Origin of the sequence: Salinirubrum litoreum (assembly GCF_020567425.1) — an archaeon.
Classification (GTDB): Archaea; Halobacteriota; Halobacteria; order Halobacteriales; family Haloferacaceae; genus Salinirubrum; species Salinirubrum litoreum.
In genome coordinates, this window is record NZ_JAJCVJ010000001.1 from 941,616 (window position 1) to 956,562 (window position 14,947).

Below are 14,947 nucleotides of genomic sequence, written 5' to 3' on the forward strand. Positions count from 1 at the left end.
TATTCCGGGCGACGAGGTAGCGTCGCGTATGGATCGCCGCTCGTTTCTCGCTACCGGCGTCTCCCTCGCCGGTGTGCTCTCCGCCGGCTGTGCCGGCTGTGCCGGCCGGTCCCGCACCAGCCTCTCGATGGTCCCCGTCTCCGACGCGGACATCGCCGACCGCGTCACCCCGCGTCTCGTCCCCCGCGAGGGCGCGGCGGCCGACCAACCCGACGAGGAGGTTCGGCTGGTCGAGTCGGCGCTGGCGGGCGACCGTCCGACTGCGCAGGGGACCTCGCCGCCGGTGCCGGAGACCGAGGCGTTCGTCGCCGACGGCCGGGTCTACAGCCTCGCACACGAAGTGATCGAGTCGGTGCCGGCGACGACGTTCCCGTTCACGCTGAACCCGGTCGACGGCTCGGGTGCCGACAGCGAGTCGATCCCGATCGGCGAGTTGCCGGAGGTCGACCGCGAGCAGTTGGCCGAGTTCGGCCTGCTGGACGAGTCCGATCCCTTCCTCGGGTTCGGCTCGACGATGCTGTATCTCGACAGTGAGCTTCCGGCGTCGATGCTCGTGCCGGAGCCAGCGTTTCCGGTGCTCGTCTGGCCCGAGGCGGCGGGCCGGATCGAGGTCGACGAAGGGTACGACAGCGAACTGAAGACGTACCGGTACACGACCTCGGTGGTCGCCGAGTCCGCGGGCGAGTACGGGCGTCGCATTCGAGCGGATCACGAGTTCCGACTGTCCGGACTCTCGGCCGAGGAGCGCGACATCGTTCTGGAGGCGATGCGCCGGCCGAGAGAGCGATACCGGGATCGGGACACGGGTGGGAACGACAGTACGACCGAGGGTGGCGGACTGGACGACGAGGGCTACGTCGTCGGCGAGGACGAGACCGCACCGCCGGCACTGCGGTCGCTGTTCCGGCGGTTCGAGTCCGAGCGTGGGTTACACGACGACCCGGGCGAGCAGGAGAGACAGGGGACGTATCTCGTCCGATTCGAGGGGCAGGTGTACTGGACCGAGGTCCGGATCGGTGCGGGATACACGCCGACCGGGTCAGAGTGACAGGGAGTACGAGCGAAACGCGGTCCGAATGCCGGGCGTGGTCGGGTCCACGGCCGGCGGTGTGACCGGGCAGACCCAGTGTATGCTGGTGCACGCCCGGCGAAGGAATGCAAGGACTGTTCCGTCAAAAAACTGACTCCGAAATATCGGGGGTGTTCGGCTGTGAGCCGCTACGGCCGAAGACGGATTTCTCTATCGCTTGCTACCAGTCTACTGTCGTCGCACGAACGGGAGAACGGCGTCACGGCTCTTCAGTGAGACGATACAGAGTGTGACATGCCCGGGGTGGGCTCCGAACCCACGATCTCCGCATGTCCCAGGTCAGAGGCTCGGCAGGCCCCGTTGGGGCGGAGGCTTCCAAGGCGTACCGCACCGAATCTCAGAACCCTATGAGTGCGGCGCTATGTCCAGCTAAGCCACCCGGGCTCACTTCCACGTAGCGTCAAGACCGACTTAAACCTTCTCAACTGTCCCCGCCACGTCACCCGGTTGCAAACGCGGGCGGGCCACCTCCCCCCGCAGACCGACCGGACTTCCATCCACGCCGGACCCACCGGGTTTATACCGGCTCACACAGTGGGTCTCGGCATGGACCTGCCGGAAATCGTACAGACCGCGCTGGACGGCGAGGGCGTCGCGGCGCGGGTCGATCTGGGCGGCGAGGACGACCTGCTCGTCACCCCGACGCGGACGCTGATCTACCGGGCCGAAGGCCTGCTGTCCGACGAGTCGGTCGAGGAGTACCCCCACGACGCCGAACGCATCGAGGTCTCCGAAGGCCGCCGGAAGTCGAAGATCACACTCGACTACGGCCTCGACGGCGAGGAGACGTTCGCGGTCCCCTCCAAACGACTGCAGGACGCGCTCCACCCCGTCATCGCGGGCGTGATGAACGCCGCCGGAATCACCGACCCCGGCGAGACCGTCAAGCAGACCTTCCGCTTCTCCGAGTTGACGCTGGTCGTCACCAGCGCCCGCGTCGTCAAGCACATCGGCACGGCCGTCTGGGACGAGGACTACGAGGAGTACCACTACGACGACGTGACCGACCTCACCTTCGAGGACGGGTCCGTGGCGACCTCCATCGTCCTCGAGGTCGGCGGCCGACAGGAGCGCATCAAGGCCCCGAACGACGCCGCACGCGAGGTGCGCGAGGGACTCGAATCCGCCCTGCTCGCCTACTACGACGTGGGGAGCTTGGAGGAGTTCCGCGTCGCGGTCGCCCCCGAGGAGGACGACGAGGAGACCGACGACGAGAACGTCTCCTTCGGCGACGGACCGACACCCCTCGACGCCGACCCCGCAGACCTCTCGGAGGAACCGCAGAACGCCACCCGATCCGCCGACGCGGACGCGGACGCCGAGAGCGCCGGAGAGACAGACGCGCTGGCGGGTGGCTCCACGGACACCGGGGCGAACGCACAGGCCGTCACGCAGACGGCGACCGACGCGGAGTCGGCCGACGACGACACCTTCGCCTCGGCGGGCTTCGAGCCAGCGACCGACGACGCGGGCGACGACACCGCCGACACGACCGCCTCGGCGGCGGAACTCCAGCGACTCTCCGCGCAGGTGTCTGAACTGACCGAGACCGTCGAACACCAGTCGGAACTGATCGAGCGCCAACAGCAGACCATCGAGACGCTCATCGCGGAACTGCGGCAGGGCCGGTAACGTCGGTCCCGTCGCTGTCCTCGGGGGCCCGTCGCTCGCTGTTCTCTCCGCTCACCTCACTCTCGGCCGGTCACCTTCCGAACGCACGACGACCCGAACGGCCCCAACTCGCCCGACTCGAACCGCACGAAGTGACCCGTAGAGATCGACGCCCCACAGCGCCGGCAGTCGAACTCGCCCTCGCGGGTCACTACCTGACTCTCGAACCGGACGAAGGTTCCCCCGGTCCGCGTCCGCACTCGCGCCCCGTCGCGGTCGATCAGGCCGCGCATCTCCGCGGTGTCCAGAATCTCCCGCGTGAGTGCCGGATCGCTCGTCACCGTCTCGATCCGATCCACGACCGCCGACAGCGCCAACTCCTCGTGTTCGAGGTGTGCGATCAGATCGAGTGCGACCTCGATGCGTTCTTCGCGGGTCTCGGGTGTGTCGGGCGTGTCGGCCACGTCCGGCACCTCGGCGTCACCGGACACGTCCGACTCGGGGGCAGACTCGGAGTCGGGAGGCGGTGCGTCCTCGTCGGCCATCGTCTGCGTCTCGCACGCCGGGGTAGAAAACGTGTCGCAGTGGGTCGGTTCGGCGCGACCGCCCACCGACGAGAACCCCGATCAGAAGGAGTTCTTGATCTTCTCGAAGAAGCCTTCCTTCACCTCGACCTCCTCGCCGCCGGCCTCGGCGAACTCCTTCAGCGCCTCCTTCTGCTCGCCGTTGAGTTCCGAGGGCGTCACGATCTGCACCTGCACGTAGAGGTCGCCGTGGCCCCGACCGCGCAGGCGCGGCATCCCCTTGTTCTTCAGGCGGAAGCGCTCGCCCGACTGGGTCCCCTCGGGCACGTCCATCTCGACGGTGCCGCCGAACGTCTCGATCTCGACGGTGTCGCCGAAGACGGCCTGCGGGAACGAGATCGGATACTGGTAGAACAGGTCGTCGCCGTCGCGCTCGAAGTCGTCGTGCGAGTCGACCGACACCTCGATCAGGAGATCACCCTTCGGGCCGCCGTTCTCGCCCGGCGCACCCTCACGTTCCATCCGGAGGGTCTGCCCGTCGCGGATACCGGCCGGCACCTCGACGGTCAGCGTGACCTCCTCGCGGGTGATGCCCGCGCCGTCACAGGTCGCACACGTCTCGTCTGCCAACTGGCCGTCGCCGCCACAGCGCCGACAGGTCGAGGTCTGTTGCATCCGGCCGAAGGGGGTCTGCTGGACGCGTGTCACCTGTCCCTGTCCGTCACACTCGGGGCAGGTCTCCACGTCGGCGTCCGGCGGGTGCCCCTCGCCGTCGCAGTCGGCGCACCTCTCCGGTCGTCGGATCGTCACCTGTTTCTCGATGCCCTCGTAGGCGTCCTCGAGGTCGATACTCAGGCGCGTCCGGAGGTCCTGTCCCTGCCGGGGTCGGTTGCTCTGCCGGCCGCGACCGCCGCGACCGCCGCCGCCGAAGACTTCGTTGAACAGGTCCTCGAAGCCGCCGAAGCCGGCCCCGTTCCCGCCCATCCCGCCGAACGGGTTGCCCTGGCCGGCACCGCCGCCGACGCCGCCGCGTTTCTGGGCTTGCTTGAACTGTTCGTGACCCATCTGGTCGTACTGGCGGCGCTTCTCCTCGTCGGTGAGGACCTCCTTGGCCGTCTTTATCTGCTTGAACTTCTCCTCGGCGTCCGGGTCGTCGCTCACGTCGGGGTGATACTCGGTCGCCTTGGTGCGGTACGCCTGTTTGATCTCCTCTTCGTCGGCGTCCCGCGAGACTCCGAGCACGTCGTAGAAGTCCTCGCTCATCAGTTGTCCGTCGGTAGACGGTGCGGATACTTCAACGGAACGGGTCGGCTACGACGGTGGACCTTCCGGCCGTCGTCGTCGCGGGGTCTCGCGGCTACACCCCGACGAAGTCACCTCACTCTGCCCCGCGAACCACCACTCCGACCGCCGCGAGGCCGCCGACACCCAGCGGGAACCAGAACGCGACGAGTCGGTAGAGGAGGACGCCACCGGCCGCCGTCGCCGCCGCAGTGTCGGTCGTGACCACCAGCAACCAGACGAGCATCGACTCGACCCCGCCGGTCCCACCCGGTGTCGGGAGAACCGCGGCGACACGTGCGATCGGGAGGATCACGACCGCGAGCGACAGCGGAACCGGCGCACCGACGGCCGACAGCGCGATCCACAGCGCCCCGGCGACCGCGACCTCGCCGAGACAGCCGAGAAGCGCGACCAGGGCGAGGTGCCGCGGTGCGTCCGCGAGTCGCTCCAGCGAGGCGACGAAGGAGTCGACGCGCGCCCGAACCGACTCGCGGTCGGGTACCGGGACGCGCGGGACGACTCGGCCGACTGCCCGCGCGACCGGCGTGAGCGCCGAGGCGAGCAACCCGACGAGGACGACACGCCGCCACCACGCGAGGAGCGCGACCCCGAGGACGACCGTGATGCCGAGTACGACCGCCCCGGCGGTCGGTAGAATCGCAGCACCGGCACCGTCCCGCAGGAGGAGGACGCCGACCCCGACGAGGCCGACTGCGACACTGACGAGGCGGATCACGGCGTTCGTCGCGCCGATGGCCGCCAGTCCGACTTCGTACTCGACCCGCGTCGCTCGGGCGATCAGCCCGGCGGTCAGTGGGTCGCCGCCGACCTGTCCGAAGGGGGTCACCGCGTTCAGCGCGGTGCCGGCCAGCGACAGCGCGATCGACGGGCCGACGCCGACCGGTCTCTCTATCGCGTCGAACACGACCCACAGACCGAGTCCCCACAGGAGGAGGCCGCACGCGACGAGAGCGACCGTCACGACGACCGCCGAGAGCGGGACGCTCGTCGCCGTGGCGACCGCCTGCCGGCCGACGACCGCGATCAGTCCGGCGACGAGGCCGACGCCCGCGAGGAACCCGAGCAGTGCCCTGCGCACGCCGAGACGTGTTCGCATCGTCGGTCCGGTTCACGAAGAGCCGACGAGTATCTGTCGGCGGCGTCGGTGACAGCAGAAACGGAGAAACCGCGGGAGTACAGGCGGTTACTTCTCGTCGTCGTCGACGTCCTCGAAGTCGGCGTCGACGTACTCCTCGTCGTCGCCTGCGGGACCACCAGCGCCACCGGGGCCGGCACCGCCCGGTCCTGCGCCGCCCGCGCCGCCGGGTCCTGCAGCGCCAGCACCGCCGGCACCGCCTGCGGCGGCCTGCTGCTGGTACATCTGCTTGCCGATCTCCTGCAGTTCCTCGGTCAGCGCCTCGGTCGTCGACTCGATCTCGTCGGTGTCGGCGTCCTCGTCGTCGAGGACGTCCTCCACGTCGTCCATCTTCGCGCGGATGTCGGACTCGAGGTCGTCGTCGACGTTCTCCTCGTTCTCCTCTAAGAGTTTCTCGGCGCGCTGGACCGTCGCCTCGGCCTCGTTGCGGGCCTCGATGCGGCGACGACGCTCCTCGTCCTCCTCGGCGTGCTGTTCGGCCTCGTCCTGCATCTGCTCGATCTGCTCGTCGGACAGCCCCGCACCGCCCTCGATGGTGATCGACTCGGCGTTGCCGGAGCCTTTGTCCTCGGCCTCGACGTTGACGATGCCGTTCTCGTCGATGTTGAACGTCACTTCGATCTGCGGGGTGCCGGCCGGTGCCGGCGGGATGCCCGAGAGGTGGAACTCGCCGAGCAGTTCGTTCTCGTCGGCGATCTCACGCTCGCCCTGGAAGACGCGGACCTGCACCGAGGTCTGGCTGTCGGCGGCCGTGGTGAAGATCTTCGACTCCTCGGTCGGGATGGTGGTGTTCTTCTCGATCAGGCGCTCGAACAGACCGCCCTTGACCTCGATCCCCAGCGAGAGGGGCGTCACGTCCAGCAGGACGATGTCGTCGACCTCGCCGCCGAGCACGCCACCCTGGATCGCCGCGCCGAGCGCGACGGCCTCGTCGGGGTTGACGTTCTTCTTCGGCGGCTTGCCGATCAGTTCCTCGACCTTCTCCTGGACCTGCGGCATCCGGGTCGAGCCACCGACCAGCAACACCTCGTCGATGTCGTCTTTCGTGTAGCCGGCGTCGTCGAGCGCCTGCTGGGTCGGACCGACGGTCCGCTCGATCAGGTCCTCGGTGAGACTCTCGAACTTCGCGCGAGTGATCGAGTTCTCCAGGTGGACCGGGCCGGAGTCGGTCGCCGTGACGAACGGGAGGTTGATGTCGGCCTCCTTCCGGCTGGAGAGTTCGATCTTCGCCTCCTCGGCGGCGTCTTTCAGTCGCTGGAGCGCCTGCCGGTCCTCGCGGAGGTCGATCCCGTGGTCGTTCTGGAACTCCTCGGCGAGGTAGTCGATGATCGCCTGGTCCCAGTCGTCGCCGCCGAGGTCGTTGTCCCCGTTCGTGGCGACGACCTCGTAGACGCCGCCGCCGAGATCGAGGACGGACACGTCGAAGGTGCCGCCACCGAGGTCGTACACGAGGATCGTCTGGTCGGAGTCGTCTTCGAGCCCGTAGGCCATCGAGGCGGCCGTCGGCTCGTTGATGATGCGTTCGACCTCGAAGCCGGCGATCTCGCCGGCGTCCTTCGTGGCCTGTCGCTGGCTGTCGGAGAAGTACGCCGGGACCGTGATGACGGCCTTCTCGACCTCGTCACCGAGGTACTCCTCGGCGTCCCGCTTGATCTTCTGGAGGATCATCGCCGAGATCTGTTCGGGCGTGTACTCCTCGCCGTCGATCTCGACGGTGTACCCCTCTTCGCCCATGTGGCGCTTGATCGACTGGATCGTACGCTCGGGGTTCTGGATCGCCTGGTTCTTCGCGGGCTTGCCGACGAGACGCTCGTCGTCGTCGGTGAACGCGACCGCAGACGGTGTCGTTCGATCACCTTCCGCGTTCACGATGATCTCCGGGTCGCCCCCTTCCATCACCGCGAACGCACTGTTCGTGGTGCCGAGGTCGATTCCCAGAATCTTGTTGCTCGCCATCTTGGGAGGTTGTACCCGTTTCGTTCGGTTAAAGGTTACTAGACGTTCGCGTCGGGCGTGCACGGCAACCCCGTCGCTTGCTGTCGGTTTTCGATTTGGCGGCAGACGCCGGACGAGCGATTTATGTCGAACCGCAGACTGCCCGTAGCTCCCTCGGGTCACCCCGTCTCGGTCGAGTGCCCTCCGTCGGCGTCACCGACCCACCTCCGGCCGGCGTCACCGACCCACCTCCAGTCGGCGTCATCGACCCACCTCCGGCCGGCGTCACCGAAGTGCGTCGGGCCCGTCTTCCAGTGCGACCAGCAGGTCGTCGAACACGTCCTCGCGCCCGGACGACGCGAAGAACTCGTGGCCGCCGTCGTACGGGCGGATGTTCTCGGCCGGGGCGTGCCGCCCGATCGCCCGGACGCCGACCACCTCGTCGGTCAGCGTGCAGAAGACGACGTCGTCGGTGTCGAACGCGGGGAGTCGGGACTGCGCGTCGAGAATCGTCCGGAGGAAGGCGGGCGAGACACCGGTCGGTCCCTCGTCGTACTCGTCGGGGTCTTTGAGGTCGCCGATGGCCGACACGTCGCGCTCGACGGTGAAGAATGGGTTCGCAGTCGGTAGGCGGAGGAAGAGTGGCATCACCAGTGCCTCGACGCCGGGGCTGGGTGTCGTCCCCCACCAGGGACTACAGTAGACGATCCGGGCGTCGAGGTCGAGGTGTGCCGCGATCAGGCCGCCGGTGCTGTGCGCGACGACGCCAGCGAAGTCGCGGTCCTCGGCGTAGTCGGCCACCGGCGCGAGATACTGCCGGTCGAAGTCCCAGACGTTCGTCGGCAGAGTGACGGCGTGGACGTGGTACTCCGACTCGATCAGTCGGTCGAGTAGCCACGCCACCGGGTCGTGCTGTGGTTCGTTCCCCCAGCCGAGCACGAGGAGGAGGTCGTCGTCGGTCGGGTCGCCGTGGCGGGTGAACCGCATTCGCGGTGTCTCGCGGACGCTCTCGCGGAGTCGCCGGACGAGACCGAGGGTGGGCATAGCGGAGGATGTGGCGGCGAGAGGAAAAGTGTCGGGGCGGTCGGCGGTCGGTGGTCGGCGGTCGGCGGTCGGTGGTCAGTGCGGCGGTTCCCGGCGGATCAGTTCACTCGGCGTCCGCGTCGGTGGTCTCCTCGGCCGGGCCGTCGTCACCGGTCTCGCCCTCGGCCGGGCCGTCGCTGACGGTGATCTTCGCGGCGCGGATCACACTGCCGCCCATCTCGTAGCCGGCCTCGAAGGTCGAGGCGACCGTGTCTTCCGGTTGGTCGGACCCGGTCCGCATCATCACCTCGTGGCGCTGGGGGTCGACGTCTTCGCCGGGTTGGGGGTCGATCACCTCGACGCCCTCCTCCTCGAGGACGCGGTCGAACTCCGCCAGTGTGGACTCCACACCGCCCCGGATGTCGGCACCCTCTGGCTGATCTAACGCCCGGACGAGGTTGTCACGGACCGGCACCACGCGCTCTACGAAGTCCTCGGTCGCGGTGTCGCGGATCTGGTCCTGTCGCTTCTTCGCGCGCTTCTTGTAGTTCTGGAAGTCGGCCTGCTTGCGCTTCAGGCGGCCTTCGAGGTCCTCGATCTCCTCGTCGCGGTCGGCCAGTTCGGACTCCAACTCGGCGACACGGTCGACCAGTTCGCGCACGTCGTCCGCGAGGGCGGGGTCGGCGTCCTCGGCGCGGGCGATCACGTCGTCCGGATCGACCGCGAGTTCCGTCGCACCGCCGTCGCTGGCGGGGTCGGCGTCCGTCTCGGTGTCGGCCGTCTCCGCTGTGCCGGCGGTCTCGTCGGCGTCCTCGGTCATGCTCGAGAGGAACAGCCCTGCGGGTATAAGCGTTGTAGAATCGGCGCGTCGGATGGAGGGTAGTCTACCGGTCTCCGGCCCGACGCTCGGGGTTGATCACTCGATCCGTTCGGCCGTCTCGGTCGGCGACTCCAGGTCCTCCGTCGTCGTCTCCGCGCCGGTCGCCGCCTCGGTCTCGGACTCGTCGGTGTCGCCACTCGCGTCCATCCCGGCCAGTTTCACGGCGGTCCCGTAGGCCAGAATCTCGGCGGCACCCTGCGTCACCTCGGCGGTGACGAACCGCACCGAGACCACGGCGTCCGCGCCGAGGTCCTCGGCCTGGGCCTCCATCCGGACGATGGCCTCCTCGCGGGCGTCGGAGAGGAGTCCGGTGTACGACTTCAGTTCGCCGCCGACCACGTTCCGGAGACCCTGCGTGATGTCCCGGCCGATGTTCCGGGCGCGGACCGTGTTCCCGCGAACGACACCGAGAGTCTCGCTGATCTCGTACCCTGCGACGGTGTCTGTGGTGCTGATGAGCATGAGTAGAGAGACGCTGGCTCGGCATATCTTCGTAGCGAGAGCCGAGATAGCACGTGTTCAGTGTCGAATTCACTCGGGTCACGTGCCGGCGACGGAGTTTTGCCGCCCCCGACAGAAGCGCGGCACATGGAGTTTCACCACGCCGGTATCGCCACCGACGACGCGGCGCACCTGCGAGAGTTGTTCGGCGGTCTGTTCGACGCGCCGGTCGCCCACGAGGAGCGGTTCGACGGGATGGACGTGCTGTTTCTCGAACTCGACGACGGCTACTTCGAACTGCTCGAACCGCACGAAGACGGCGCTATCGGTCGGTATCTCGACAGTCACGGCCCCGGCATCCACCACCTCGCGCTGGCCACGGACGACATCGAATCTGCACTGGCGACCGCCGACGAGATGGGTGTCGCGGCTATCGACAAGGAACCGCGCCCCGGCGCGTGGGGCCACGAGGTCGCCTTCCTCCACCCCAAATCTACGGGGGGTGTGCTGATCGAGTTCGTCCAGCACTGAGGATACTGTGGCCGATTCGAGGACAGCAAAGGGTGATCACGCGAGAACTGCGACGCACCGACGATCACTCCGGACGTGGTAGTTTGACGACGTATCCGGTAGTTGAGATAGCCGCGAGGAGAGCAAATTACCGGCACGTCGACCGATAGACTTTCGCCGGAACAGCCGACGACGTGTGTATGCGGAGACGCACCCTACTGAAGTCCGTCGCCGGCGTCCCCCTCGCGGGTGGACTCGCCGCCAGCGCGACACGACGCATCGTCTCGGCCGCAGAGCGCATCCCGGCGCTCGCGTTCGACTCCACCGCCTCGTTGCTCGCCGCGGATCTGACGCCACTCACCGACGATTCGGTGGCCGTCGTCTGGGCCGAACCGACCGCCTTCGTCGTGGACGAGGACGGCGACGGTGACGCCGTCCCGTACCCCGACGGGACCGACATCCCGCTGGTCGCACAGGACGGGAACGTCGTCGGCTTCGGCGCACCCATCGTCCAGAACGACACCGACTTCGAGCGCGGCAACGAGGAGTTCGTCCTGAACGTCCTCGACGCGACCGCCGGCTCCGGCACCGTGCTGTGGGACGAGAGCCACTTCCAGTTCTACGACCTCGACGCCCACACCGCCTTCGAGGGCTACGCCGAGGCGAACGGGTACGACGTGCGACCGACCGACGACATCGTCGCCGATCTGTCGAGCGCCGACACGCTGGTCGTCACCTCGCCGTCTGCCGCCTTCTCGTCGGCCGAACTCGACGCCGTCGCGTCGTTCGTCGCGGACGGCGGAACTTTGCTCCTGTTCGACCAGTCCGACTTCCGGAACTTCGACGCGACCGACAACCTGAACGCCATCGCCGACCGCCTCGATCTGGCCTTCCGGTTCAACGACGACCAGGTGTTAGACGAGTCGAACAACGCCGGTATCGGCTTCGTCCCGACGACCGAGAACCTCAACACCCGGTTCGACTACTTCCACGACCGCGAGGGACTCGGCTTCGAGATCGATCCCGCGCAGACCTACACGGTCGACGTCGTGGACGTGACCGACGGCGACACCGTGGACGTGCGCTTCGCGGGCGGCAACGAGGAGACGATCCGACTGCTCGGCATCGACACGCCCGAAGTCGCCGCCGCCTCACAGTTCGAGCGGCCCGAGGAGTGGGAGGGCATCGAGTCCCTCGACTACCTCGGCACACAGGGTGACGTCGCCAGCGAGTTCGCGCGGGGTGAACTCGCAGACGAGACGCTGGACGTCGAGTTCGACAGCAACGAACCGGTACGGGATCCCTTCGGTCGCCTGCTGGCGTACGTCTCCTACGACGCCGACGGGACCGGGAGTCGAGACACACTCTACAACGAGGAGGTGATCCGCGCCGGTCGCGCGCGACTGTACGACTCCTCGTTCGCCCGGCACGACCAGTTCTTCGACGTGGAGATCGACGCCCGCGAATCGGGCCGAGGGCTGTGGGCCGAGAGCGCCCCCGAGAACACGCGCGAGATTCGCAACGGACCGGTCGAGTCGGTCTTCGCACCGACGCCCGCACCGGTCGTCTCCGCGGCCGGGACGCTCGACGCTCGGCGCGTCCCGCTCTCGGCAGAGCCGTCGGCGAGCGTCGAGGGCGGTTCGGCCGGATCCCGCGACTCGGACGGCGACCTGCCGTTCGTCGGCGTCGACGGACAGGTCCGGACTGCAGTGGTCGGCTCCCTGCTGATCGACGAGAGTTACGAGCAGGCCGAGGACTACCCGGTCGACACCTCGGAGTTCGGCAACTTCGCGTTCCTGACGAACCTGATCGACAAGCTCTCCGACCGTACCGGCGACGTGCTGATCGACGGCGGCCACGGTCAGTTCGGCGTGGACTACGGCCTGTCGGCCGAAGACGCGGCCTACTACCTCCGGTATCTGGAGGGTGTCGGGATCGGCTTCGAGGGCGTCAACACGATCACCCGCGAGCGACTCGACCGGGGTCGCGCACTGCTCGTCACCGCGCCGGTCTCGGCGTACACCGAGGCCGAACTCGACGCGCTCCGGCAGTTCCGCGACGACGGCGGCGCTGTCGTCCTGCTGGCCGGTGACGCGCCGAGCGCGGCACGCGAGAACCTGAACGCGGTCGCCGACGCGCTGTGTTCGGACCTCCGAGTCGGTGCCGGTGCGGTCGTGGACACCGAGAACAACGTGAACGACGACCCGGCGGTGCCGACGACTGCGAACGTCGACGACTGGTTCCGCCTGTTCGACGCCTACACCGGCGAGACGACTTACAAGCGGACACGCGGCGGGCCGGGGCGACCGGGCTGTGTTGGTCGGCGGACTGCGGCCGGAAACGGGGAGTCGGGCGAGTAAGCGGCGAGCACCTCGTCCAGCAACCCGAGGCTCGTGTCCGGTCGTGGTCGTTCACTTCCGGCGAGACGGAAAGACTGTAACCCCTGCTGGCGCAAGTCGGGACGATGAACGACTGGCTCTTCCACCGGGCGCGGGCGACGCCCGACGCGACCGCGCTCGTGTCGGCCGACTCGGGGACGGCGTGGTCCTACGAGGGACTCGACGAGGAGGTCGAGCGCCTCGCGGGCCAACTGGCCTCGCTCGGACTGACGACCGGGGACCACCTCGGCGTCCTCATGGAGACCTCCGTCGAGTTCGTCCGACTGGTCCACGCCGCCGGCCGACTCGGTCTGGTCCTCGTCCCCCTGAACGCCCGCCTCACCGCCGACGAACTCGCGGTCCAGGCCGAACGCGCCGACCTGACGGCGCTGGTCTGTACCGCCGACACCGAACCGCAGGCGGTGGAGGCCGCCGACTGGGTCCCCGTCGCGTCCGTCGACGACCCGCAGTGGGAGGGCGTCACGCACCTCCAGCAGACCGCCGTGGCAGACTTCGAGCGCGGGGAGTGGGACGAAGACGACACGCAACTCCTGCTCTTCACCTCCGGCACGACCGGGCAACCGAAGGCGGTGCGACTGACCGCCGGCAACCTGCAGGCGAGTGCGGTCGCCTCGGCGTTCCGACTCGGCGTCGTCCCCGACGACCGGTGGCTGGTGACGCTCCCGATGTACCACATGGGCGGGTTGGCACCCGTTCTGCGGTGTGCGCTGTACGGGACCACCGTCGTCGTCCGCGAGGGGTTCGATCCCGGCCCGACCGCCGACGACATCGGCGAGTTCGACGTGACCGGGGTCTCGCTCGTCCCGACGATGCTCACCCGGATGCTCGACGCGCGCGGGACGCTCTCGGACTCCCTGCGGTTCGTCCTCTTGGGTGGTGCGCCAGCGCCCGCCACGCTGATCGACCGGTGTCGGGACTACTCGGTGCCGGTCCACCCGACCTACGGGATGACCGAGACCGCCTCGCAGATCGCGACGGCGGCACCGACGGACGCCTTCGACTTCGCGGGGACGGTCGGCCGCCCGCTCATGTGGACCGAGGTGACGGTCGTGGACGACGACGGCACGCCCCTGCCGCCGGGTGAGACCGGCGAGTTGATCGTCTCCGGGCCGACGGTGACGCCGGGGTACTACGACGACCGGGAGACGACCGAGGCGGCGTTCTGTGAGCACGGTCTCCGAACCGGCGACGTCGGGACGCGCGACGAGTCCGGGCGGCTCTGGGTCCTGAACCGGAAGGACGACACGATCATCACCGGCGGGGAGAACGTCCAACCGGGCGAGGTGGCGGGCGTGCTCCGGGACCACCGGGACGTGCGGGAGGTCGCGGTCGTCGGCGTCCCGGACGAGGAGTGGGGCGAGCGCGTCGGTGCGCTGATCGTCCCGCGCTCGGAGGACGTGACGGTCGAAGACATCGAGGCGCACTGCGAGGAGTCGCTGGCGGGGTTCAAACGACCCCGACTGATCGTCTTCGCGGAGGAACTCCCACGGACGCCCTCCGGGACGGTGAAGCGTGACGCGGTACGGGAACTGCTTCTCGACAGCGAACGCGTGGACGTGGCGGACGCCGAGGCGGCCGCAGACGCCTCGCGCGAGGACGTGGCAGACTCGCCGGAGCACCCGGAGTCGGACGAATCGAGTGGAGATACGGACTCGACCGGCACCGACGAGGTGGGCGACACGGCCGATGCCGACGAAGCAGACGACACTGCTGACAGGGCCGATACCGCCGACAGAGCCGAGGAGTCGGTCGAGACAGACGAGACGAGCGACGAGCAGCGAGACGTCGACAGCGACGAGGAGGGGTTCGAGTTCGGGGCCGAGCCGGCAGCAGGCGACGGAGAAGCCGATTCCGAGACGGATGAGGACGCCGATCACGAGAACGTGGACGAGGTGATTCCAGACGCCGACGAGGAGAGTGAGGAGCCTGATGACAGGCGGGTCGACACCGAGGGTGGCGACGAATCAGCAGACGCACCCGGCGACGACTCCGAGACCTGAGCAGAACGAGGCGAGTCGAGTGTCCCTGCCAGTGGTGACGTTCACACGCGATTCTGCGACGTGATTCGACACTCGGTTCGCCGACCAAGACCGG

11 protein-coding genes, 1 tRNA gene and 1 pseudogene are annotated in these 14,947 nt (G+C 68.3%); 5 read left to right on the forward strand and 8 right to left on the reverse strand.

Going from position 1 to position 14,947, the window contains the following annotated elements:
- Positions 1 to 28 precede the first annotated feature (28 nt).
- Positions 29 to 1,048, forward strand: coding sequence for a hypothetical protein (locus LI337_RS04640; protein ID WP_227228550.1), 1,020 nt, complete (start codon positions 29 to 31; stop codon positions 1,046 to 1,048).
- A 277-nt stretch (positions 1,049 to 1,325) separates the two neighbouring features.
- Here LI337_RS04640 and LI337_RS04645 read toward each other — a convergent pair.
- Positions 1,326 to 1,474, reverse strand: a tRNA-Met gene (locus LI337_RS04645).
- 162 nt (positions 1,475 to 1,636) lie between these two features.
- Here LI337_RS04645 and LI337_RS04650 point away from each other — a divergent pair.
- Positions 1,637 to 2,722 carry a DUF7115 domain-containing protein gene (locus tag LI337_RS04650; protein ID WP_227228551.1) on the forward strand — a complete coding sequence of 362 codons (1,086 nt, stop codon included), beginning with the start codon at positions 1,637 to 1,639 and terminating at the stop codon, positions 2,720 to 2,722.
- 56 nt (positions 2,723 to 2,778) lie between these two features.
- Here LI337_RS04650 and LI337_RS04655 read toward each other — a convergent pair whose 3' ends face one another.
- The 7 genes and pseudogenes from LI337_RS04655 to LI337_RS04685 all read right to left on the reverse strand — a co-directional run.
- Positions 2,779 to 3,165, reverse strand: a complete 387-nt coding sequence (locus tag LI337_RS04655) for a DUF5830 family protein (protein WP_227229422.1) — start codon at positions 3,163 to 3,165, stop codon at positions 2,779 to 2,781.
- 162 nt (positions 3,166 to 3,327) lie between these two features.
- On the reverse strand, positions 3,328 to 4,488 hold the full coding sequence (gene dnaJ / locus LI337_RS04660) for a molecular chaperone DnaJ (RefSeq protein ID WP_227228552.1): 1,161 nt from the start codon (positions 4,486 to 4,488) through the stop codon (positions 3,328 to 3,330).
- Between the two features lie 115 nt (positions 4,489 to 4,603).
- Entirely contained in the window at positions 4,604 to 5,626 is a 1,023-nt protein-coding gene (locus tag LI337_RS04665) for a lysylphosphatidylglycerol synthase domain-containing protein (RefSeq protein ID WP_227228553.1), read from the reverse strand.
- A gap of 87 nt (positions 5,627 to 5,713) precedes the next feature.
- The gene (dnaK, locus tag LI337_RS04670; RefSeq protein WP_227228554.1) at positions 5,714 to 7,621 is read right to left on the reverse strand and encodes a molecular chaperone DnaK; all 1,908 of its coding nucleotides are present in this window, start codon (positions 7,619 to 7,621) and stop codon (positions 5,714 to 5,716) included.
- Positions 7,622 to 7,885: 264 nt separating this feature from the next.
- A complete protein-coding gene (locus LI337_RS04675) occupies positions 7,886 to 8,644 on the reverse strand; it encodes an alpha/beta hydrolase (protein WP_227228555.1) in 759 nt (252 codons plus the stop codon).
- 103 nt (positions 8,645 to 8,747) lie between these two features.
- Entirely contained in the window at positions 8,748 to 9,443 is a 696-nt protein-coding gene (locus tag LI337_RS04680) for a nucleotide exchange factor GrpE (protein ID WP_227228556.1), read from the reverse strand.
- Between the two features lie 213 nt (positions 9,444 to 9,656).
- A pseudogene (locus LI337_RS04685) lies at positions 9,657 to 9,965 on the reverse strand (YbjQ family protein); the annotation flags it as partial.
- A 126-nt stretch (positions 9,966 to 10,091) separates the two neighbouring features.
- Here LI337_RS04685 and mce point away from each other — a divergent pair.
- From mce to menE, 3 genes are all read left to right on the forward strand, one after another.
- Positions 10,092 to 10,475 carry a methylmalonyl-CoA epimerase gene (gene mce, locus LI337_RS04690; RefSeq protein WP_227228557.1) on the forward strand — a complete coding sequence of 128 codons (384 nt, stop codon included), beginning with the start codon at positions 10,092 to 10,094 and terminating at the stop codon, positions 10,473 to 10,475.
- 179 nt (positions 10,476 to 10,654) lie between these two features.
- Entirely contained in the window at positions 10,655 to 12,814 is a 2,160-nt protein-coding gene (locus tag LI337_RS04695) for a DUF4350 domain-containing protein (protein WP_227228558.1), read from the forward strand.
- Between the two features lie 104 nt (positions 12,815 to 12,918).
- Positions 12,919 to 14,853, forward strand: coding sequence for an o-succinylbenzoate--CoA ligase (gene menE, locus LI337_RS04700; RefSeq protein ID WP_303645200.1), 1,935 nt, complete (start codon positions 12,919 to 12,921; stop codon positions 14,851 to 14,853).
- The last annotated feature ends 94 nt before the right edge of the window (positions 14,854 to 14,947 follow it).